A 19782-nucleotide genomic window follows, 5' to 3' on the forward strand; every position below is an offset into this window, starting at 1 on the left:
GACTAAACGCTCCAATTCGATGCGAACTCGTCGAGCTCGTCCTGGGAGACCAGGGGGATGTCCCACTCGCTGCCGGCCGCCGGGTCGTCCGTGCCGGTCCCGTCCGGTGCGGCGGTGGCCGCCGCGGCGATGGCCCGCACGGTGCGGTGGGCGAAGACGTCCTGCGCGGTCAGGGTGAGTCCCGCCGCCCGGGCCTTGCTGACCAGCTGGATGGAGACGATGCTGTCGCCGCCCTGGCGGAAGAAGTCGTCGTCGGCGCCGACCCGGGGCAGTCCGAGCACCTCGGCGAAGATCCGGGCGATCGTCTCCTCCTCGGGTGTGGCGGGCGCCAGGTGGGAGGCGGAGGCGGCGTCGGGGGCGGGCAGCGCCTTCTGGTCGAGCTTGCCGTTGGGGGTGACCGGCAGCGCGTCCAGGACGACCAGCGCGGCGGGCACCATGTAGTCGGGCAGGCGCCCGGCGAGCGCGTCGTGCAGTTCGGCGACCAGGGCGCCGTCCTTGCGGCCGGCGAGCGGGTCGTTGGCGTACCGCTCCGGGGCCGGGCCCGGCAGGTACAGGTCCCGGTAGGCGGGTTCGGCGTCGCCGTCGCCGCCGGCCGGGAGGAACACCGCGTCCAGCCGGCCGTCGGCGGTCCCGGCGGTCCAGGTGACCAGGGTGCGGTGGCCGGCCCGGGAGCCGATGTCGGTGAGCGCGCCCACGGCGATGCCGTCGGCCGCCGGGACGCCGTCGATCTCTGCGACGGCCACCAGGTCGGCCGCGAGCCGCCCGTTGGGGATGCCGGTGACGCGCAGCCCGTCCGGTCCGGTCTGGCGCAGCCGCGCGGCGAGTCCGCCGAGGCCGCCGGTGTCGTCCCAGGCCAGTGCGGGCACCCGGGCGAGGGAGACGGCGTCCGCGGGGCGCTTGTGCAGCACCACGTCGTAGCGGTAGCGGCTCAGTTCGTTGTCGTAGGCGCCCTGCTTGATCCGGACGTCGACGCCGCCGAAGCCGTCGAGGGCGTCCGCGAGACTGTCGAACAGGCCGGGGTCGACGAGCAGTTCGGTCTCCCGCTCGACGGCCCGGTCGACCGCGGCCCGCGCGGCGGCGGCGCCGTCGTCGGGGTGGCCGACCCGGTGGACGCCCGCCCGCATGCAGCGCAGCAGCCGGAAGTCGCGCAGGTCGCCGAGGAACACCGCGCCGGTGTCGCCCAGCAGGGAGAACGCCTTGGTGACGACCTCGGTCAGGTAGTCGACGCTCGGGAAGTACTGCGCCACGGAGTTGATGACGACGGTGTCGAAGGTGCCCTCCGGCACCCCGTCCAGGCTGTGCGCCGGGGCGGCGGTGAACCGGGTGCGGCCGGCCAGCAGCGGGTCGGCCGCGGTCTGCCGGCGCAGGGTCTCGATGACCGTGCCGGACAGGTCGGCGCCCCAGTAGAGCTCCACGTGCGGGGCGACCGGCGCCATGATCAGACCGGCGCCGACGCCGATCTCCAGCACCCGGCGCGGGCGCAGTGCGAGGATCCGCTCGACGGTGGCCGCGCGCCAGGCGCGCATCTCCTCCTCGGGCAGCACGGAGCCGTCGTAACTGCTGTGCCAGCCGGCGAAGTTCTCGCCGAGCGGCGGGCCGTCCCCGTCGTCGTCGGCGCCGTACACCTCGTCGTTGATGACCTGCCACTTGTCGACCTGGTCGGTCTCCAGGCCGGTGTCGCGTCCCGGCGCGGTGTCCCGGGCGGGGACGACGTAGCCGACGAGCCTGCGCTCGCCGGGCCGGTCCTCGCGGATGACCACGGCGGCCGACGCCACCTGCGGCTGGTCGGTGAGGACTCCGGCGATCTCGTCGGGCTCCACCCGGAAGCCGCGCAGCTTCACCTGGTCGTCGGCGCGGCCGACGAACTCCAGCTGTCCGTCGGCGCGGCGGCGCACCAGGTCGCCGGTGCGGTACATCCGCTCCCCCGGCTCGCCGAACGGCGCGGCGACGAACCGCTCGGCGCTCAGGCCGGGCCGTCCCAGGTAGCCGCGGGCGAGTCCGCAGCCGGCGACGTACAGTTCGCCGTCGACACCGGGCGGGACCGGGCTGAGGCGGGAGTCGAGCACGTACACCCGCATGTTGGTGATCGGGGTGCCGATGGGCGGGACGGCGGCCTCGGTGAGCGGTGCGCTCATGGTCGCGCAGACCGTGGTCTCGGTCGGACCGTAGGCGTTGATCATGCGGCGGCCGTGGGACCAGATCCCGGCCAGTTCCGCGGGGCAGGCCTCGCCGGCGACCGTGAGCACCATGTCCGCGGGGACCGCGGCCGGGTCCAGGCCGGTCAGCGCGACCGGCGGGATGGTGGCGTGGGTGACGCGGTACTCGGTGAGGAAGTCCGCGAGTGCGTCGCCGAGCAGCAGCCCGGTGCCGACGGGAAGGACCAGCGCGGCGCCGCGGAGCAGGGCGATGCAGGTCTCGGAGACGGCCGCGTCGAAGCTCGGCGTGGCGTACTGCACGACCCGGCTGTCGCGCTGGATCGCGAACCGCTCGATCTGCGCCGCGGCGAGGTTGCCGATGCCGCGGTGGGTGACGACGACGCCCTTGGGGCGGCCGGTCGAGCCGGAGGTGTAGATGATGTACGCGGCGTGGTCGACGGAGACCGGCCTGACCCGTTCGGCGTCGGTGAGCCGGGTGTCGGGCCGGACGGCGATCGCGGCCGCGGTGGCCGGGTCGTCGACCACCAGCGCCGGGGCGTCCGGGATCACCTCGGCGGCCGTCTCCGCGACCTCGGAGCAGGTCAGCATCAGCGCGGGAGCGCAGTCCTGGGCCATGAAGGCGACCCGGTCGCGCGGGTATCCGGGGTCGACCGGCACGAAGGCGGCGCCCGCGGTGACCACGGCGAGCTGGGCCACGACCAGGGCGACCGACTTCGGCATGACCAGGAGCACCCGGTCCTCCGCGCCGATCCCCCGCGCGACCAGATGCCGGGCGAGCCGGTTGACCCGCGCCTCCAGATCGGCGTACGACAGCTCCTCGTCGCCGGCGACCAGCGCGAGCGCCTCGGGCGTACGGGCGACCTGGGCGGCGAACAGGGCCGGCAGGGTGTCGAAGTCGACGGCGCGGGCGGTGTCGTTCCAGTCGACCAGGACGCGCCGGCGCTCGTCGTCGAGGAGCACGTCCAGCTCGCTCAGCCGGGCGGCCGGCCGGGCGGTCGCCTCGTCCAGCAGCCGCACCAGCCGGGTGATGAGCAGCTCGACGGTGGAGCGGTCGTACAGGTCGGTCGCGTACTCGACGGCGCAGACCATGTGGTCGGGGGTGTCGCCCTCGCTCTGCACCTCGCGGAAGTCGAAGAGCAGGTCGAGCTTGGCGGTGCGGGTGATGGCCGGCTCGATCCACGCGTCGAGGCCGGGGAGGTCGAGGGTGGGCGTGGCGTTGTTCTGGAAGCCGAGGCCGATCTGGATGAGCGGGTGACGGCCCGCCGACCGCTCCGGGTTGACGGCCTCGACCAGCCGCTCGAACGGCAGGTCCTGGTTGGCGAAGGCGGCCAGACCGTCCACGCGGGCCTTGCCGAGCAGGTCCTCGAAGCGGGGGTCGCCGGCCAGGTCGGTGCGCATCACCAGGGTGTTGACGAGGAAGCCGACCAGGTCGTCCAGCGCCTCGTCGGTGCGGCCGGCGATGGAGATGCCGAGGGGGATGTCGTCGCCGGCGCCGAGCTTGCTCAGCAGCGCGGCCAGCGCGGTCTGCACGACCATGAACGGGCTGACGTCGAACTCGCGTGAGCAGCGCATGAGTTGCTGGTGCTGCTCGGGGGTGAGCGCGAAGCGCAGGGTCTCGCCGCGGTAGGAGGCGACGGCCGGGCGGGGCCGGTCGGTGGGGAGGGTGACCTCCTCGGGCAGCCCGGCGAGGTACTCCTTCCAGTGCGCGAGCTGGCCGCGGATGGCCGAGTCCGGGTCGTCCTCGTCGCCGAGGATCGCCCGCTGCCACAGGGTGTAGTCGGCGTACTGCACCGGCAGCGGCCGCCAGTCGGGGACGCGCCCCTGGCTGCGCGCGGTGTAGGCGGTCTCCAGGTCGCGGGTGAGCGGCACCAGGGACCAGCCGTCGCCCGCGATGTGGTGCACCGGCATCAGCAGCGCGTGGTCGTCGCCGGCGACGCGGAAGAGGTGGGCGCGCACCGGCGCCTCGGTGGCGAGGTCGAAGCCGATGGCGGCCATGTCGGCCATGGCGCCGTCGAGTTCGTCCGCGGCGATCTCGGTCACGCCCATGACCGGGGTGGCCTCGGCGGCGGACAGGATGTGCTGGCGCGGGGAGCCGTCCCGGTCGGGGAAGACGGTGCGCAGGCTCTCGTGCCGGGCGATCACGTCGCCGATCGCGGCCTGCAGCGCCTCCTCGTCGAGCGAGCCGCGCAGCCGCACCACCAGCGGGATGTTGTACGTGCCGGCCCCGCCGTCGATCTTGTCGACGAACCACAGCCGCAGCTGGGCGAAGGAGAGCGGGATCTCGTCCGGCTTGTCCATCACGGTGAGCGGGCGCCGCGCCTCGGGCACGTTGCCGGTGCCGGCCAGCCAGCCGATCAGCGCGGCGGGCGTGGGCTGTTCGAAGACGGTGCGGATCGCCAGCTCCACGCCGAAGGCGGCGCGGACGCGGCTGACGAGGCGGGTGGCGAGCAGCGAGTGGCCGCCCAGGTCGAAGAAGTTGTCGTCCAGGGAGACCGAGGGCAGGCCGAGGATCTCCGCGAACAGTCCGCAGAAGATCTCCTCTTCGGGCGTGCGCGGGGCGCGGCCCGAGGCGGTGGCGCCGAAGTCGGGGGCGGGCAGCGCCCGGGCGTCGAGCTTGCCGTTGGTGGTCAGCGGCAGCGCGTCCAGGTGCACGAACCAGGACGGCACCATGTGGTCGGGGAGTTCGGCGGCGGCGTGCTTGCGCAGGGCCGCCGGCTCGGGGGCGGCGCCGTCGCCCTGGCCGCCGACGACGTAGGCCACCAGCCGCTTGTCGCCGGGGGTGTCCTCGCGGACGACGACCGCGGCCTGGCGCACGTCGGGGTGGCGCAGTACGGCGGACTCGATCTCGCCCGGCTCGATGCGGAACCCGCGGATCTTCACCTGGTGGTCGGAGCGGCCCAGGTACTCGAGGTTGGCGCTGCCGTCCTCGGCCCAGCGCACCACGTCGCCGGAGCGGTACATGCGCTGTCCGGCCGGGCCGAACGGGTCGGCGACGAACCGGGTGGAGGTCAGGTCCGGGCGGCCGAGGTAGCCGTCGGCGACGCCGGGCCCGCTGACGTAGAGCTCGCCGGGGACGCCGGTCGGGGCCGGGCGCAGCGCGCCGTCGAGGACGTACAGGCGCAGGTCCTCGATGCCGAGGCCGATCATGCTTCCGGTGCCGGCCGTGGCGTCGGAGGCGCTCAGCATGTACTCGGTGGTGTGCACCGTGGTCTCGGTGATGCCGTACATGTTGACCAGCCGGGGCGCGTCCTCGGCGTGCCGCTCGTACCACTGGGCGAGCCGGCCGAACTCCAGGGCCTCACCGCCGAAGACGACGAAGCGCAGGGCGAGTTCCGCGCCCGTTTCCGGTTCGTCGGCGTCGGCCTGGATCAACTGGTAGAAGGCGGACGGGGTCTGGTTGAGCACGGTGACGCGTTCGCGGGCCAGCAGCCGCAGGAACTCGTGCGGCGAGCGGGTCACGTGGTGCGGCGGCACCAGGAGTCCGGCGCCGTGCAGCAGGGCGCCCCAGATCTCCCACACGGAGAAGTCGAAGGCGTAGGAGTGGAACAGCGCCCACACGTCGTCCGCGCCGAAGCCGCTCCAGTGGCGGGTGCGGTCGAGCAGCCGGATCACGTTCTGGTGGGCGACGACGACGCCCTTGGGGCGGCCGGTGGAGCCGGACGTGTAGATGACGTAGGCGGCCTGGTGGGGCAGGAGCGGGCCGCCGCGGTCGCCGTCCTCGACGGGCGCGTCGGACAGCGCGGCCAGGGCGATGCGGATGAACGGGTCGTCCAGCACGATCGTCGGGACGTCGCCGTCGGGCCTGGCCGCCAGGGTGTCCTGGCGGGCGGTGACCAGGGCGGTCGGGCGGGCGTCGCCGAGGATGTAGGAGGCCCGGTCGGCCGGGGAGTCGGGGTCGATGGGCAGATAGGCGGCGCCGGCCTTGACGGTGGCGAGCAGCGCCACGGGCAGGTCCACCGAGCGGGGCATGGCCAGCGCGACGAGGTCGCCGCGCCGCACTCCGCGCGAGATCAGCAGGCGGGCCAGCCGGTTGGAGCGCTCGTCGAGCTCCCGGTAGGTCAGGGTGCGGCGGTCGTCGCCGTCGAAGGCGATCACGGCGGTGTTGCCGGGGTGGGCGGCGGCCGCACCGGCGAAACGTTCGGTCAGGGTCGACAGCACGGGCTCCGGGGCGGCGGCCGTGGCCTGCACCCCGCCCCAGTCGTCGACGAGCCGGGTCCGCAGCTCGTCGTCCACCGTGTCCAGCGCGCCGATCGGGCTGTGCGGACGGGCGGCGAGTTCGCCGAGCAGCCGCATGACGAGGCGGTGGTGGCGTTCGGCTGCCCCGGAGCGGTAGACGTCGGGGTTGGCCGTCATGTCGAACCGGAATCCGCCGTCCGGCTCGGCCATCACGATCAGGGAGAAGTCGTCGTCGTGGCCGGCCGTCAGCGGGTGCAGGGTGGCGGGGGTCCCGTCGAACTCCACCGACGAGGACGCCACGTGCAGGTTGAGGCGCGGGCCGAGCAGCCGGCCGTCGGAGCCGAGCAGCTTGAGGTCGCGGCGCAGGTCCTCGTAGCGGTACCGCTTGTGCCGGGTCGCCTCGCGCATCCGCTGGTGGGCGTGGCGGACGAGTTCGGCGGCCGTCATCTCCGGCCGCACGTCCATGCGTACGCCGATGACGTTGGAGACCATGCCGGGCACGGCACGGCCCGCGGCGCTGGCGCGCGCGGCGACGGACAGCGCGACGACCACGTCCGAGGTGCCGGTGATGCGGCTGGTGTAGGCGGCGAGGGCGGCCAGCACGGCGGCCGGCCAGCCGACGCCGACCGCGCGGGCCACGTCCCGGACCTCGGCCGCGAGACCCGCCGGGACCTGCGCGCCGCCCCGCACCTGGTGGTGGGGCATGGCGGTCGGCCGGTCGCCGAGGCTCGGCACGGCCGGGGTGTCGGCGAACCGGGCGGTCCAGTAGTCGCGGTCGGCCTCGAAGGCGGCGGACCCCCGGTAGGCGGCCTCGTCCTCGATCAGCTCGCGCAGCGGGGGGAACGCGCCGACGGCGGTGTCCTCCCCGGCGACGAGCCGGGTGTACACCTCGGCGACGCGGGCGGCGACCAGGCTCGCGCCGGCGGCGTCCATCACCACGTGGTGGTAGCGGTAGTAGAACAGCGTCCGGTCGTCGGCCACCTTCAGGAGCGCGAACCGGTACAGCGGCTCGGCGCCCATGTCCAGCGGGGTGCCGGCGTCGGCCCACATCCACGCCTCGGCCTCCTGCCACGGCTCCCCGGCCGAGGTGAAGTCCAGCACCTGCACGGGCTGTTGCGACCAGTCGCCGACGGGCTCGACGACCTGGACCGGGCCGCTGCCGTCGTCGGTGATCCGGGCCCGCAGGGCCTCGGCCTCGATGACGACCTGGCGCATGGCGGACACGAACAGCCGCTCGTCGACGGCTCCTTCGATGTCCAGGTACAGAGCCGCGTTGAAGGTGGCGTTGGCGCCGCTCAGGCTCTGTGCGTACCAGATTCCGGCCTGGCCGGCGGTCAGTGGCAGAACCGTGGCTGACGAGTCAGACATCTGTCCTCTGTTCTCTTCGGGCCGGGCCGATCCGGTGTTCGGCGGTCAGGGCGTGAAATGGCCGGTGCTCAGACCTGCCGACTCAACGGATACACGATCGGGAAATGGCTGTCGCGGGCCGATGCAATTTCCGGAAACGCCCTCGCCGTAAGGGAATTCAGTTTCTTCTAATCGACCTGTCTGCAGCTAGCGGCAAACGGCCCCGGCGAGCGCGCCCGGCTCCTTAGGATCGGCCCGCAGGAAACGACCTCAGCTCAGATTTAGGGGTAACGTCATGACCGACGCCGAGACGAAGATGGCGACGTGCCCCGTCGCCCCGCACGGCTGGCCCAACCCGCTGCTCCCGGAGTACGACCAGTTGCCGGAGGGCCGGCCGCTGACGCAGGTCACCATGCCGTCCGGCAGCAAGGCGTGGCTGGTCGCGCGGCACGACCACATCCAGCGGCTGCTGGCCGACAACCGCTTCAGCGTCGAGCCGCACCCGACGTTCCCGATCCGGTTCCCCGCGCCGCAGGAACTGCTCGACATGATCGCCCGCGACGCGAAGAACCTGCTGGTGACCATGGACCCGCCCCGGCACACCCGGGTCCGTCAGATGGCCCTGCCGGACTTCACCATCAAGGCCGCGGAGAAGCTCCGGCCGAAGATGCAGGACCTGATCGACTTCTACCTGGACAAGATGGAGGCCGAGGGCGCCCCCGCGGACCTGGTCCAGGCGCTGGCCCTGCCCTTCCCCGCCCAGGTGATCTGCGAGCTGGCCGGCATCCCCGAGGACGACCGGGAGATCTTCACCCGCAACGCCGTGATCATGGTGGGCACGCGCCACTCGTACACCATGGAGCAGAAGCTCGCGGCCAACGAGGAGCTGATGAAGTACTTCGCGGCCCTCGTGACCGAGAAGCAGAGCAACCCGACCGACGACATGCTCGGCAACTTCATCGCCCGGGCCGGCAAGACCGACGAGTTCGACCACCACGGTCTGACCCTGATGACCAAGATGCTGCTGCTCGCGGGCTACGAGTTCATCGTGAACCGCATCGCGCTCGGCATCCAGGCCCTGGTGGAGAACCCCGAGCAGCTCGCCGCGCTGCGCGCCGACGTGCCGGGCCTGATGCCCAAGACCGTGGACGAGGTGCTGCGCTACTACAGCCTCGTCGACGAGATCATCGCCCGTGTCGCCCTGGAGGACGTCGAGATCGACGGCGTCACCATCAAGGCGGGCGAGGGCATCCTGGTCCTCAAGGGCCTGGCCGACCGCGACCCGGCCAAGTACCCGAACCCGGACGTCTTCGACATCCACCGGGACTCCCGCGACCACCTGGCCTTCGGCTACGGCGTCCACCAGTGTCTCGGCCAGCACGTCGCGCGTCTGATGCTGGAGATGTGCCTCACCACGCTGGTGGAGCGCTTCCCGGGGCTGCACCTGACGGAGAGCGACGAGCCGATCGAGCTCATCGACGGGCTGCCGCCGGTCCACAAGCTGACGATCGGCTGGTAGGCCCGTGAAGGTAACCGCCGAACGCGACCGCTGCATCGGGGCCGGTCTGTGCACGCTGCACGCCCCGGCCGTCTTCGACCAGGAGGACGACGGAATGGTGGTCGTCCTCGACGACTCGCCCACCGGCGCCGCCGCCGACGACGCCCGCAAGGTCGCGGAGCACCTCTGCCCGGGCAAGGCCGTCCTCGTCACCGAGGGCTGACCGCCCCGTTCCTTCCCCGTCCCCGGGCCGCGGGTCCGGCCCCTCGTCGACGCCGACGAGGGCGCCGGGCCCGCGGCCGTTTCACCCGCCCGCCCCCGTACTGGAGTGGACAGACCCATGACTCAGCTCAGCGGATGGAAAGTGCTCGCCCCCGGCCGGGACGGCGGCGACCTGGTGCTCGCCGTCGACTTCGCCACCACCGGCCGGTCCGACTCGGCCTTCTCCGACCTCGCCCCGCGTCTCGACCCGGCGCTCGCCGTGTGGGAGACCCGCCAGCCGGCCGGCGCCGGACCCCTGCCGGCCGAGGAGTACCTCGCGCTGTGGGACGGCGGGGCGGCGGCCGACGGCCGCCGGGTGCGGGCCGTGCTCGGCTACTGCGCCGGCAGCGTGTTCGCCGGCGAGCTGGCCGCCCGTGTCGCGGCCCGGCAGGACGAGGCGCCCCAGCTGGTGCTGTTCGAGCCGGAGGTGCCGGCCCCGGCCGGCCTGTACCGGGACTTCGCCGCGATGATGAACCAGTTCGCCTCGGTGCTGACCGCCGACGAGGTGGGCGCCGCCCAGCGGGAGGCCGAGTCCGCCCGCACCGACGACGTGGACTTCGGCGCGTACGGCGACGTCCTGGTGCGGATCTTCATGGAGCGGGCGGGCGCCGCGTTCGCCCGCGAGGAGCTGGACACCGAGCTGCTGGACGAGTTCGTCGCGGTGTTCCGGTCGTACGTCTCCTACCTGGGCGCCGCGCGCGGGCTCGACCCGTCCGCCACCTGGCGCACCGGGACCGCCGTGAGCTCCCGTACGCCCTCCGAGGGCGCGGCGCTGGCCGGGCGGACCGTGGACATCGACGTGGACCACGCGGACATGCTGCGCGACGCGCGGGTGGCCGAGGCGGTCGGGCGGATCATCGGCTCGTACGCGGCGACCTGAACGGGCGAACCGGCCCCCGCCGGGGGCCGGTTCACGGTGCGCGGTGCGGGAGCCCTCAGGGGGCGGCGGTCATGGCGCGGTCGACCCGCTCGCGCGGCCGGCTGGAGCCCACCAGGGCGCCGACCGTCATGACGCACCGGTCGCCGTCCCAGGTCTGCCCGGAGACGAAGACGTTGTTCTCCATCAGCCGGTCGATCCGCGACACATGGCGCAGCACGGCGCCGGGCCGCACCTCGCCGAAGAAGCTGCAGTCGCGGAAGGCGGCGGCCACGGGCACGCCCTGCGCGGTGCCGGTGGACAGCCACAGCAGCACCGAGGCCTGCCCGAACGACTCCAGCATCAGCGACCTGGGGTACATGTACCGGGACAGGGGCAGCCCGTCGGCCATCCGCCGGTAGCAGGGCTCGGAGCCGGAGACCGCCTTGGCGACGGTGATCCGCCGCCCGGGGTCGAGGGATTCGACCCGGTCCACCATGAGCATGGGATGCCGTACCGGCAGCAGGCCGAGGATGCCGGTGTAGTCGGGGCCGGGGGGCCCGTCGTCCGGGGCGGGCGGCGGGTCCTCGGGGGGCCGCGCCGCGAGGACGGCGGCACGGTCGCCGAGCGTGGCCTTCACCGCCGCGACGGGGGTGCCGTCCTGCCGGACGCCGTCCGCGGTCACCCGCAGGCGTCCCGGCCCGTCGGGCGTCACCGTGACGTCCAGACGGATCTCGTCACCGCCCTGCATGGGCGCCAGCCAGCGTCCGGACCGCACCTCCAGGAGGTTCAGCGGCTCGTCCGCGCCGACCAGGCCGGTCACCGCCTGGCGCAGCGCCTCGAGGACGAACACCGCGGGCAGCAGCGTCAGACCCGGGAAGTGCCCCTCCATGTAGGGGTCCTCCGGGTCGACGGTCTTGTACAGCACGAACCTGGTCCCGGACGGCCCCTCGGAGAGCACCTCCGTCCGGTCCACCGCGCGCAGCGGCGCCGCGTAGCCGCGCCGCACCGGGGCGGGCCCGGTCATACGAACCACACCTGCTCGTACTCGGGCCAGCGCAGGGCGAGTTCGGCGGAGTCCAGCAGGACGGTACCGGCGACGAGCCGTTCCGGGTCGAACCCCAGGGCCGTCACCGCCTCCCGGTCCACGAAGACGGTGAAGTCCTCGGCGACCAGGTCACGGACGGAGCCGCGGTAGTCGGGCAGGGTGTCCAGCGTCATGGTGCCGAGCCGGACCGCGGGCCGGTAGACGTCCTCCTCGACCGCGAGGGTCACCGCGGCGCCGCGCAGCGCCACGTCCACCCGCTGGAACTGGCCGTGCAGGTCGAGCAGTCCGTACAGGGCGTGGAAGAACTGCGCCTCGACGGCGCCCCGGTAGGCGCGGTCCAGGACGCACAGCACCGGCGGGCCCGACCCTCGGCCGGCGGCGGTGGTGGTGCTGCTCATCAGGCCCCTCCGAGGTAGAGCGTCTGCCGGGCGCCGGCGACGGTGGACGCCAGCCGCAGCGGGGAGCGGTGCCGCACCTGCGGCACGTGGTGCACGGCGCCGCGCTCCTCGGAGCAGGCGGTGCACGCGATCCACCCGAACCGGCCCTCGCCGTCGGCGATCATCTGCTGCACGACGGCCGACGGGGAGGGGTAATGACCCTCGGGGTCCCGGGTGTTGGGCAGCTTGGTGTCGCCGAAGGTGTCCTGGGTCATCATGTTGGCGTAGCCGCACGCCCAGACCCGTACCGAACCGCCCCGGTCGAGCACCGCCTGGGACAGCCGCAGGGCCGAGGTGACCACGTCACCGGAGTGCGGGGCCGCGGTCAGGATCAGCAGCAGGTCCCACATCCGGCGTTCCATGCGCGCCATCAGTGCCACACCCCCCGGCAGCCGTCCTCGGTGAGCGCGGCGGCCGCGACGTCCATGCCGGCCAGGCGGACGTGCGGCGACAGCGTGGTGGCGGACAGGGCGCGCTGCGCCGCCGAGAAGTCGTCCACGAGGATCTCGGCGCCGGCCGCGGCCAGCCGCCGGATCTCGGGGACGTCGGCGCCGACGGCGCTCAGTACGCCGTCCTCCACGAGGAACACCCGCACCCGGTGGCCGGCCTCGGCGAGCGCCACGGCGTCCATGAGGAAGGCGCCCGCGGTGGGGCCCGCCCAGTTCCCCTTGCTCTCGACCAGGAAGTAGGACGCGGCGCCGGCGCCGGCACGGGTGCCGGCGGCCGCCGTCTGCGCCTCCATCAACCGGCCGCTTTCCGGTTCAGCAGGACGTGGATGTCGGGGAACCTGCGGACGGTGCCGAGCTCCTCCTCGGGAATCCTGACCCCGTAGCGCTGCTCGAGCGTGACCATGAGCTCCAGGGCCACGACGGAGTCGACGCCCAGTTCCTCGATGAGGAGGACGTCGTCGGTCAGCGCCGACAGTTCGACATCCAGCGTGTCCGCCACCAGCTCGCGAAGTTCCGATACGTCCAGCGTGGTTTCGGCACTCACCGGAATTCCCTTTCCTCGGACCATTCATGCATTTTACGAATAGGCGTTTCGCGGAGGGATGCTAGGTCAGCGCGGTGGAAGGTGACGAGGCGCGCCGCTGATTGCTGCAGGTACTTGCAAGCGCCGCGGGCGGTGATTCCCGGGAATGCATCCTGAATGGTGCCGGCCATTGTGCCGCGCCATCGGGAAAGAGCCAACAGCGAGGCAGGTGCACGGTGACGGTGGTGGTCACGGGACTCGGTGCGGTGAGCTGCTTCGGCAGCGGCACCGGCGCCCTGTGGGAGGGGCTGCTCGGCGCGAGCCGGCGGCCGGACCCCGCGCCGGACGTCTGCGGTCTGCCGGCCCGCCCGCACCTGTACGCGGTGCCGGACGGCGACGCTCCGGCGAGGGGCACCGGGCGGACCGGCGCGCTGCTCGCGGCCGCCGTCGCCGAGGCCGTCGCGGAGGCCGGACTGTCCGCCGGGGACCTGCTGGACGCGGGGCTGACCGTGGGCACGTCGCTGGGCGACATCGACCTCTCGGAGCGGGGCGCGGGTACGGACGCGGACGCCTCCGTGCCGCCCGCCACCCACCGGGTGACGGCCTCCCTCGCCGCACGCTTCGGCATCGGCGGTCCCGGCCAGACCCTCTCCACCGCCTGCTCCGCGGGCGCCTACGCGGTGGGCTGGGGCGCCGAGCTGATCGAGACGGGCCAGGCGGACGTGGTCGTCGCGTGCGGCGGGGACGCCTTCTCCCGGGTCGCCGTCGGCACGCTGCAGCGCTTCGGGCTGCTGGACGGCGAGTGCTGCCGTCCCTTCGACACCGGCCGGGCGGGCATGGTCACCGGTGAGGGGGCCGCCGCCCTGGTGCTGGAGTCCGCCGAGTCGGCGCGCCGGCGCGGCAGGACCGCCCTCGCCGAGCTGGCCGGACACGGCTGGAGCTGCGACGCCCACCACCCGATGGCGCCGGAGCCGTCCGGCGACCAGCTGCGCCGCTCGGCCGCCTCGGCGCTCGCCGGGCTCGACGGGGCCCCGGGCGCGGCCGTGCTGCACCGCGCCGGGGTGGCGCTCAACGACACCGTGGAGGCCACCGCGATCGGCGAGGCGGTGACGGCCGCCGGCGGGTCGGCCGGCGAGGTGCTCGGCTACGCGCCCAAGGCGGTCATGGGGCACACGGCGGGCGCGGCGGGCGTGTTCGGCTGCGTGATCGCGGCCCTCGTCCTGCGCCACGGCCTGGTCCCGCCCAACGCGCACGTCACCGACCCGGACCCGCAGTGCCCGCTCACCGTCCCCCTCGTCGGGCCGGCGCCGCTCCCCCGCCCCTCGGTCCTGGTCAGCGGAACCGGCTTCGGCGGCAACAACGCCGTGCTGACCTGGCGGGCCGCCGCATGACCGTACTGATCACCGGCGTCGGCGCGGTCGCCGAGGAGCCGCGTACGGACGCGGGCGGCGCCCCGTGGTTCGACCCGGCCGCCCATCTCGGGCGGCGGGGCTGGAAGTACCTCACCCCGGCGACCCGCTATCTGCTGGCGGCCGGCAACCAGGCGCTCGGCCGGCGCCACGACGACCCGCCACTGACCGGCGCCGCCGCCGAGCGGTTCGGCGTGGTGACCGGCACCCAGTACGCGATCGACCGCGTCCACCGCCGGATGGACGCGACCCTGACCGGCGAGGGCGTCCGCGGGATCAGCCCCGCCGAGGTGCCGGGCTTCTCGATGAACACGCCCGGCAGCCAGCTGGCCATCAGCACCGGCGCGCGCGCCTTCTCGGTCACGCTCACCGATCCGGTGACCGCGGGGCTGGGGGCCGTGCTGTTCGCGGTCACGGCGCTGCGCACCGGCCGGGCGGACACGGTGGTGGCCGCGGCGGCCGACCAGGCGCCGGAGGACCACGGCGGCAGCGGCGAGTACGACGCCGCCGCCGCCGTCGTGCTGTCGGCGAGGGGGCGGGCTCCCGGCTCGGCAGGCCCCGGCCGCCCCCTCGCCGCAGTCACCGGGGCGCTCTCCCGGTTCCTCGCTCCGGACCCGGACGGCGAGCCCGCTCCCGCCGCGCTCGGCGCGAGCGCGGCCCGGATCGCCGCCCTGCCCGGGGCCGCCGGCGCCGTGCGCCTGGTGATCGACGCGCCGCCCGCCGCCACGCGTCTCGCGGTCGCGGTGCGCGACGCGGTGACCAAGGCGCTGGCCGACGCCGGGAGCACGGTCCCGGACGCCGACGCGGCGGTGCGCCCGGGCCGCCACTGCGCCGTGTCGGGCCTGCTGGAACTGACCGCCCTGACGGCCCGGCCGGACGGCGGCGGACCGGCCGTGCTGATATCGGTCTCCGAATCCGGGCATCTCACCGCAATACGAATCGACAATGCCGTTCGTCCCGAATTCATCTGAGTGGCGGAATCTCGTGGATGCGCCGGGACCTTTTGACCTGCTCACCGACCCCGGATAGCGTGCCGATATGACAGTAAGGGCAGAACAGCCGACCGACCGATTGACCAGGTTCCGCCGGATCGGCGGCCTCGGAGCAGCCATAGCGGTGACACCGTATCTGCTCATCAAAATCGTCTGGACTTTCGGTTTCTTCATTCCGACGGAGGAAATGGGCGGCGCGGACTGGCGTGCGATCAACGCGGCGACCGCGTTCCTCGCCGCCGTCGGCATCCTGCTGGCGATGGCGTTCTCCCGGCCGTGGGGCGAGCGCCTGCCCGCGTGGCTGGTGGCGCTGCCCGTATGGGTCGGCACCGGCCTGCTCGTGCCCATGCTGCTGCTCGCGCCGGTGCTCGGTCCGGCGGCCATGAACCGCGACCAGGACGCTGGTTCGCCGGACTTCTGGATCTACGAGCAGATCCTGGTGATGATCTCGCTGGTCGGTGTCGGGGTCGGTCTGCCGGTCGCCCTGGCCGGCTACGCCAGGGCGCGCTGGCCCGAGGCCCTGGGCGGCCCGCTCCGGTGCGCCGAACCGGAGGGCAGCACACGGCAGTTGCAGCTGACGCTGGCCAGGCTGATCGCCGTCGGCTGTGTGCTGCTCGCCTGCGTCAAGATCTTCTGGGCGGCGGGCGGCACCCTCGGCCTGGACGCCGGCGAGCTGGACCGCCGTGACCTGTGGTGGCACATGCTGTCGCTGAGCACGGCCGCCTGGGCGCTCGCCGGTGCGTGGGGCATCCTGGTGCTGGCCACCCACCGCGGTTCCCGCCGCTTCCTGCCGCCGATGGCCGCCGCGTGGGTCTCCTCCGGCATGCTGTTCGCCTACAGCGTCTACAACCTGCTCACCCTCACCGACATGCAGCAGCCGTCCCCCGAACTCCCCATCGCGGGAGCACTGGCCCGGGACGTCAGCGCGGTCCTGGGCGTGATGATGGGCCTGACCCTGCTGCTGGTGCTGCACGACCGCAAGCGGTCGCTGCGCGACGCCGGCTGAGAACCCGCCGTACAACGGACCGGCCCCGCGGCGCGTCATGCGCGCCGCGGGGCCGGTCCGTTGTTTCAGCGGGTGCCGGCGGCACCGGGGACGGGCAGGGTGCACCACTCCGTCAGCCTGGACCACACCTCCGGTGTGTAGAAGTGCCCGCCGGGCAGTTCCACGGCCTGGAAGGGCCCCGCCGTCAGCGGCCGCCAGTGCCGTTCCACGTCCGCGAACGGCGCCGCGTCCTCGGTCCCGTACAGCACCCGCAGCGGCACCGACACCCGGGTGCCGTCGACGAACCGGTAGGACTCCGTCACCGCGAGATCCGCGCGGAGCAGGTCCACCGCGATCTTGAGCAGCTCCGGTTCGGCGGCGATCGCCGGGGAGACCTGGCCGAGGTCGCGCATCCAGCGCACCAGTGCGTCCATGTCGGCGTCCGACCGCGGTGTGTCCTCGCGGGGCATCTCCCGGCGCTTGTGCGGGGCGACCCCGCCCGACACCACGAGGGCCTCGGGCGGTGCGGCGCCGATGCGTTCGAGTTCGGCCGCCGTCTCGAAGGCCATCCAGGACCCCATGCTGTGGCCGAACAGGATGTAGGGACGCCCGGTGAGCCCGCGCACGGACCGCACCACGTCGTCGCGCAGCTCCGTCCACACCCGGGCGAACGGAGCACCGAAGCGCGCCTCCCGTCCCGGATAGCAGATCAGCGCCAACTCCACGTCCTCCGGCAGGTCCTCGGCCCACTGCCGGAACGGCGCGGTGCCGCCGCCGCAGTAGCTCAGGCACACCAGCACCCGCTCGGCGCCGGGCCGGGGCCGGGGCCGCTGCACCGCGGCCCCGGCCGCCGTGTTCACGATCGTCGCCATTCTCACCGGCTACTCGGCGCCTTCCATCTGACGCACCAGGCTGAGCGGACGCATGTCGGTCCAGTTCTCGTTGACGTAGTCGAGGCAGGCCTGACGGCTGTCCTCGGGGTGCGCCACCGTCCAGCCCGCCGGCACCTCGGCGAACGCCGGCCACAGCGAGTGCTGGCCCTCGTCGTTGACCAGCACGAGGTACCGGGCGTCGTTGTCCTCGAAGGGATTGGTGCTCATCGTCCACTCTCCAAGCGGTTCGCTATTCGTTTTCTGAACGGCGATGTCAGGCGCTGCGCTCCAGGTCCCGGTCCTCGTCGGACCGCGACCCCTGCGCGTCGCGCATGCTGTCGATCAGCAGGAGCACCGCCCGCACGGACGGCAGGATCATCCGGCCGTCCCCCGTCAGCCGTGCTCCCGTGGGATGCCGGGTGAAGAGCTTGTAACCGAGGGACTCTTCCAGGCGCTTGACCTGATACGTGATCGCCGGCTGGGAATAGCCCAGTTTCCGTGCCGCGACATCCATGCGACCGGTTTCCGCGATCAGGACAAAGGCCCGGAACTCGCGCTCGTGCATCCTGACCCCCCAATGCGGCCACACCCACGGCAGAACCCGACCACTAAAACCGCCGCACCGGAAACGCTACCTACCGCGCACCGGGCCATCGCCCGCCCTTACATGAACCTGCACCGGCCCCGGGCGGGCGCGGACGACGCCCGCGCGGTGCACCCCTCCGGACATATTTGCCATATACACGTTCCTGCTCGCCGAAACACCCGGATGCCGGTAGCGTCCCGGTCAGCCGGCACGGCACCGGCTCCGGTCCGCCCGCCGGAGCCCGCGACACCGAAGGGGAGACGCCCGTTGTCCACGTCCAGCACGCCCCGGGGCAGCTACTTCGAGCCCATCGACGACCACCGCTACAAGCCGACGGCGCACGCGGGCGGGGCCTGGGACCCGGACGAGCAGCACTTCAGCCCGCTCGGCGGGCTGGTCGTCCACGCCATCGAGCGCCACCGGGCCGCCGCCGGTCCGGACGACGGCCTGGTCCTCTCCCGGATCAGCTACGACATCCTCGGCAGGCTCGCCCTCGACGAGTGCGAGATCCAGGTGGAGACCCTCCGCCCCGGGCGGACGATAGAGCTCCTGGAAGCGGTCGTACGGATCGCGGGCCGCCCGGTCGTCCGGGCCCGCGCCTGGCTGCTGGCCGGACTCGACACCTCCGCGGTCGCGGGCGGCCCCGCGGACCGCCTCCCCGCCCCGGAGTCGCTCGACCCCTGGCCGATGTCCGACCTGTGGCCCGGCGGCTACATCGCCGAGCTGGACGTCCGCCCGGTCGCCCCGCCGCGGCCGGGCCGCACCACCGCCTGGATCTCCACGCCCCTGGACCTGGTGGCCGGCCGGCGGGTCGGCCCGCTCGCCTCCTACCTGGCCCTGGTCGACACCGCGAACGGCATCGCCGTACGGCAGCCGCCCACCGAGTGGATGTTCCCCAACGTCGATCTGACGGTCCACCTCCACCGGGCGCCCCGGGGCTCCTGGACGGGCCTGGACACCACGGTCGCCTTCGGCCCCACCGGCCAGGGCCTCACCAGCACCGTCCTGCACGACGTGGACGGCCCGGTCGGCCACGCCCAGCAGATCCTGACGGTGCGGCCCATCGGCTGATCGGCCCAGTGGCCGAGCCGCGACACATGCCGTGACCTAGCGTGAGGAGTCGTCACAGCATGCGTACATCTCAGGAGGTGAGATATGCGGCTCATACGCCGCCGCGGTCTGGCTCTGACCATGATCAGCGGCTTGGCAGCCGGCTCGATACTCGTGGGCACGAGTCAGGCAGCGGCCACGGACCGCGAGACCCGGCCGCACCGGTCGTCCGGCACCACGGCCGGGCACCCGAAGGAAGCGGCACGTCACGAGACCCACACCGTGGCCCGCGGCAACACCCTGTGGGAGATCGCCGACCGCCACTACGGCGACGGCATGAAGTGGTGGGCCGTCTTCGGGGCCAACGCCAAGGCGATCGAGAAGGGCGCGCGCGACCACGGGCGCGAGGGCAGCGACCTCGGTCACTGGATCTTCCCCGACACCGAGCTGGCGCTCCCCGACCCCGAGACGGTGGAGGCCAACGCGAAGGTCCTTACGGCGGCCCTCGACCGCGTTCTGGCACAGCACCCGCGACTGGCCGGCTCCCTCTGCCCCGAGGCGGAGGCTCCCGGGGACGTCGGCGAGTGCCTCACCGGCCTGCTCGACCGGGCCCCGCTCCTTCTCGAGCAGGTCGCTCCCCTGCTGGAGCAGGCCCCGCTGCTGCTGGAGCAGCTCTCTCCCCTGCTGGAACGGATCGACCTCCTGGAGGAAGTCCCCCTCGGCTCCCTCGACGCCCTGCTGGAGATGGCCGAACCCCTCCTCACCTGCGTGACGGAGACGGAGGACCCGGTCGCCTGCCTGACGGAGGCGACGCAGGCGCTCACGAAGGCGGCCACCGGGAAGTGACGACCCTCGTCGTCCGTCCCCGGACGTGGCGGAGCCCGGGAGTCGTATCCAGCTCCCGGGCCCCTGGGGATGCCACCCAATTGCGCACGCCGGCGGCGTTTAAGAGGACGGATCAGTCATCATGCCGTCGTGTTCTTCCTTTGAACTACCGCGCCGTGCAAGAGGCGCAGGCGAGAGTCGAACTCGCATCCGACGGCGTTCGTCCGTCCCCGGTCGATCCGGCGATCGGCGGCGATGCTGAGACTGGAGCGAGAGTCTGAGATTGACCGCGGCCGCCGTCTCGGCGAGCCG

Annotated in this window: 17 protein-coding genes; 8 read left to right on the forward strand and 9 right to left on the reverse strand. The window is 73.3% G+C overall.

The genetic code is table 11. From position 1 onward, the window contains the following. Positions 1-2 precede the first annotated feature (2 nt). Entirely contained in the window at positions 3-7700 is a 7698-nt protein-coding gene (locus CNQ36_RS10360) for a non-ribosomal peptide synthetase (protein WP_121545762.1), read from the reverse strand. Between the two features lie 274 nt (positions 7701-7974). Between CNQ36_RS10360 and CNQ36_RS10365 the strand changes: the two genes are divergently transcribed. From CNQ36_RS10365 to CNQ36_RS10375, 3 genes are all read left to right on the forward strand, one after another. After that, a complete protein-coding gene (locus tag CNQ36_RS10365) occupies positions 7975-9198 on the forward strand; it encodes a cytochrome P450 (RefSeq protein ID WP_004931872.1) in 1224 nt (407 codons plus the stop codon). A 4-nt stretch (positions 9199-9202) separates the two neighbouring features. Continuing rightward, entirely contained in the window at positions 9203-9400 is a 198-nt protein-coding gene (locus CNQ36_RS10370; RefSeq protein ID WP_121545763.1) for a ferredoxin, read from the forward strand. A gap of 117 nt (positions 9401-9517) precedes the next feature. Further along, positions 9518-10318, forward strand: coding sequence for a hypothetical protein (locus tag CNQ36_RS10375; protein ID WP_163013231.1), 801 nt, complete (start codon positions 9518-9520; stop codon positions 10316-10318). 55 nt (positions 10319-10373) lie between these two features. On the opposite strand, the gene CNQ36_RS10380 is transcribed toward CNQ36_RS10375, so the two are convergent. Genes CNQ36_RS10380 through CNQ36_RS10400 form a run of 5 tightly spaced genes read right to left on the reverse strand, consistent with a single transcriptional unit; the run spans position 10374 to position 12772 of the window. Next, positions 10374-11321 (reverse strand): ApeI family dehydratase, encoded by a 948-nt coding sequence (locus tag CNQ36_RS10380; protein WP_121545765.1) that lies wholly within the window; start codon positions 11319-11321, stop codon positions 10374-10376. Further along, complete coding sequence (locus CNQ36_RS10385; protein ID WP_040907339.1) at positions 11318-11740, reverse strand: hypothetical protein; 423 nt, start codon at positions 11738-11740, stop codon at positions 11318-11320. Before CNQ36_RS10385 ends, CNQ36_RS10380 begins: the two co-directional genes overlap by 4 nt. Further along, on the reverse strand, positions 11740-12150 hold the full coding sequence (locus tag CNQ36_RS10390; protein ID WP_121545766.1) for a hypothetical protein: 411 nt from the start codon (positions 12148-12150) through the stop codon (positions 11740-11742). Before CNQ36_RS10390 ends, CNQ36_RS10385 begins: the two co-directional genes overlap by 1 nt. After that, the gene (locus CNQ36_RS10395) at positions 12150-12521 is read right to left on the reverse strand and encodes a DsrE family protein (RefSeq protein WP_050782533.1); all 372 of its coding nucleotides are present in this window, start codon (positions 12519-12521) and stop codon (positions 12150-12152) included. The genes CNQ36_RS10390 and CNQ36_RS10395 overlap by 1 nt, the downstream gene beginning before the upstream one ends. Then, the gene (locus tag CNQ36_RS10400) at positions 12521-12772 is read right to left on the reverse strand and encodes an acyl carrier protein (RefSeq protein ID WP_228312942.1); all 252 of its coding nucleotides are present in this window, start codon (positions 12770-12772) and stop codon (positions 12521-12523) included. Before CNQ36_RS10400 ends, CNQ36_RS10395 begins: the two co-directional genes overlap by 1 nt. Before the next feature lie 224 nt (positions 12773-12996). On the opposite strand from CNQ36_RS10400, the gene CNQ36_RS10405 reads away from it, so the two are divergent. The 3 genes from CNQ36_RS10405 (at position 12997) to CNQ36_RS10415 (ending at position 16158) form a co-directional block, all read left to right on the forward strand. Continuing rightward, positions 12997-14142, forward strand: a complete 1146-nt coding sequence (locus CNQ36_RS10405; protein WP_163013232.1) for a beta-ketoacyl-[acyl-carrier-protein] synthase family protein — start codon at positions 12997-12999, stop codon at positions 14140-14142. Continuing rightward, complete coding sequence (locus CNQ36_RS10410; protein ID WP_121545768.1) at positions 14139-15131, forward strand: beta-ketoacyl synthase N-terminal-like domain-containing protein; 993 nt, start codon at positions 14139-14141, stop codon at positions 15129-15131. Before CNQ36_RS10405 ends, CNQ36_RS10410 begins: the two co-directional genes overlap by 4 nt. A gap of 67 nt (positions 15132-15198) precedes the next feature. After that, positions 15199-16158 carry a hypothetical protein gene (locus CNQ36_RS10415; RefSeq protein ID WP_121545769.1) on the forward strand — a complete coding sequence of 320 codons (960 nt, stop codon included), beginning with the start codon at positions 15199-15201 and terminating at the stop codon, positions 16156-16158. 65 nt (positions 16159-16223) lie between these two features. Here the strand turns inward: CNQ36_RS10415 and CNQ36_RS10420 are convergent, their stop codons facing one another. The 3 genes from CNQ36_RS10420 to CNQ36_RS10430 are packed head-to-tail and all read right to left on the reverse strand — an operon-like array spanning position 16224 to position 17574. Further along, on the reverse strand, positions 16224-17009 hold the full coding sequence (locus tag CNQ36_RS10420; RefSeq protein WP_228312943.1) for a thioesterase II family protein: 786 nt from the start codon (positions 17007-17009) through the stop codon (positions 16224-16226). A 9-nt stretch (positions 17010-17018) separates the two neighbouring features. Beyond that, on the reverse strand, positions 17019-17237 hold the full coding sequence (locus CNQ36_RS10425; protein ID WP_004931856.1) for an MbtH family protein: 219 nt from the start codon (positions 17235-17237) through the stop codon (positions 17019-17021). A gap of 46 nt (positions 17238-17283) precedes the next feature. Further along, positions 17284-17574, reverse strand: a complete 291-nt coding sequence (locus tag CNQ36_RS10430; protein ID WP_004931855.1) for a helix-turn-helix domain-containing protein — start codon at positions 17572-17574, stop codon at positions 17284-17286. 288 nt (positions 17575-17862) lie between these two features. Here CNQ36_RS10430 and CNQ36_RS10435 point away from each other — a divergent pair, with 288 nt between their 5' ends. Together CNQ36_RS10435 and CNQ36_RS10440 are read left to right on the forward strand one after the other, a co-directional pair. Next, on the forward strand, positions 17863-18666 hold the full coding sequence (locus CNQ36_RS10435) for a thioesterase family protein (RefSeq protein WP_121545770.1): 804 nt from the start codon (positions 17863-17865) through the stop codon (positions 18664-18666). A gap of 84 nt (positions 18667-18750) precedes the next feature. After that, entirely contained in the window at positions 18751-19491 is a 741-nt protein-coding gene (locus CNQ36_RS10440; protein WP_121545771.1) for a LysM peptidoglycan-binding domain-containing protein, read from the forward strand. Positions 19492-19782: the final 291 nt, after the last annotated feature.

Source organism: Streptomyces fungicidicus (genome assembly GCF_003665435.1).
GTDB classification, from domain to species: Bacteria; Actinomycetota; Actinomycetes; order Streptomycetales; family Streptomycetaceae; genus Streptomyces; species Streptomyces fungicidicus.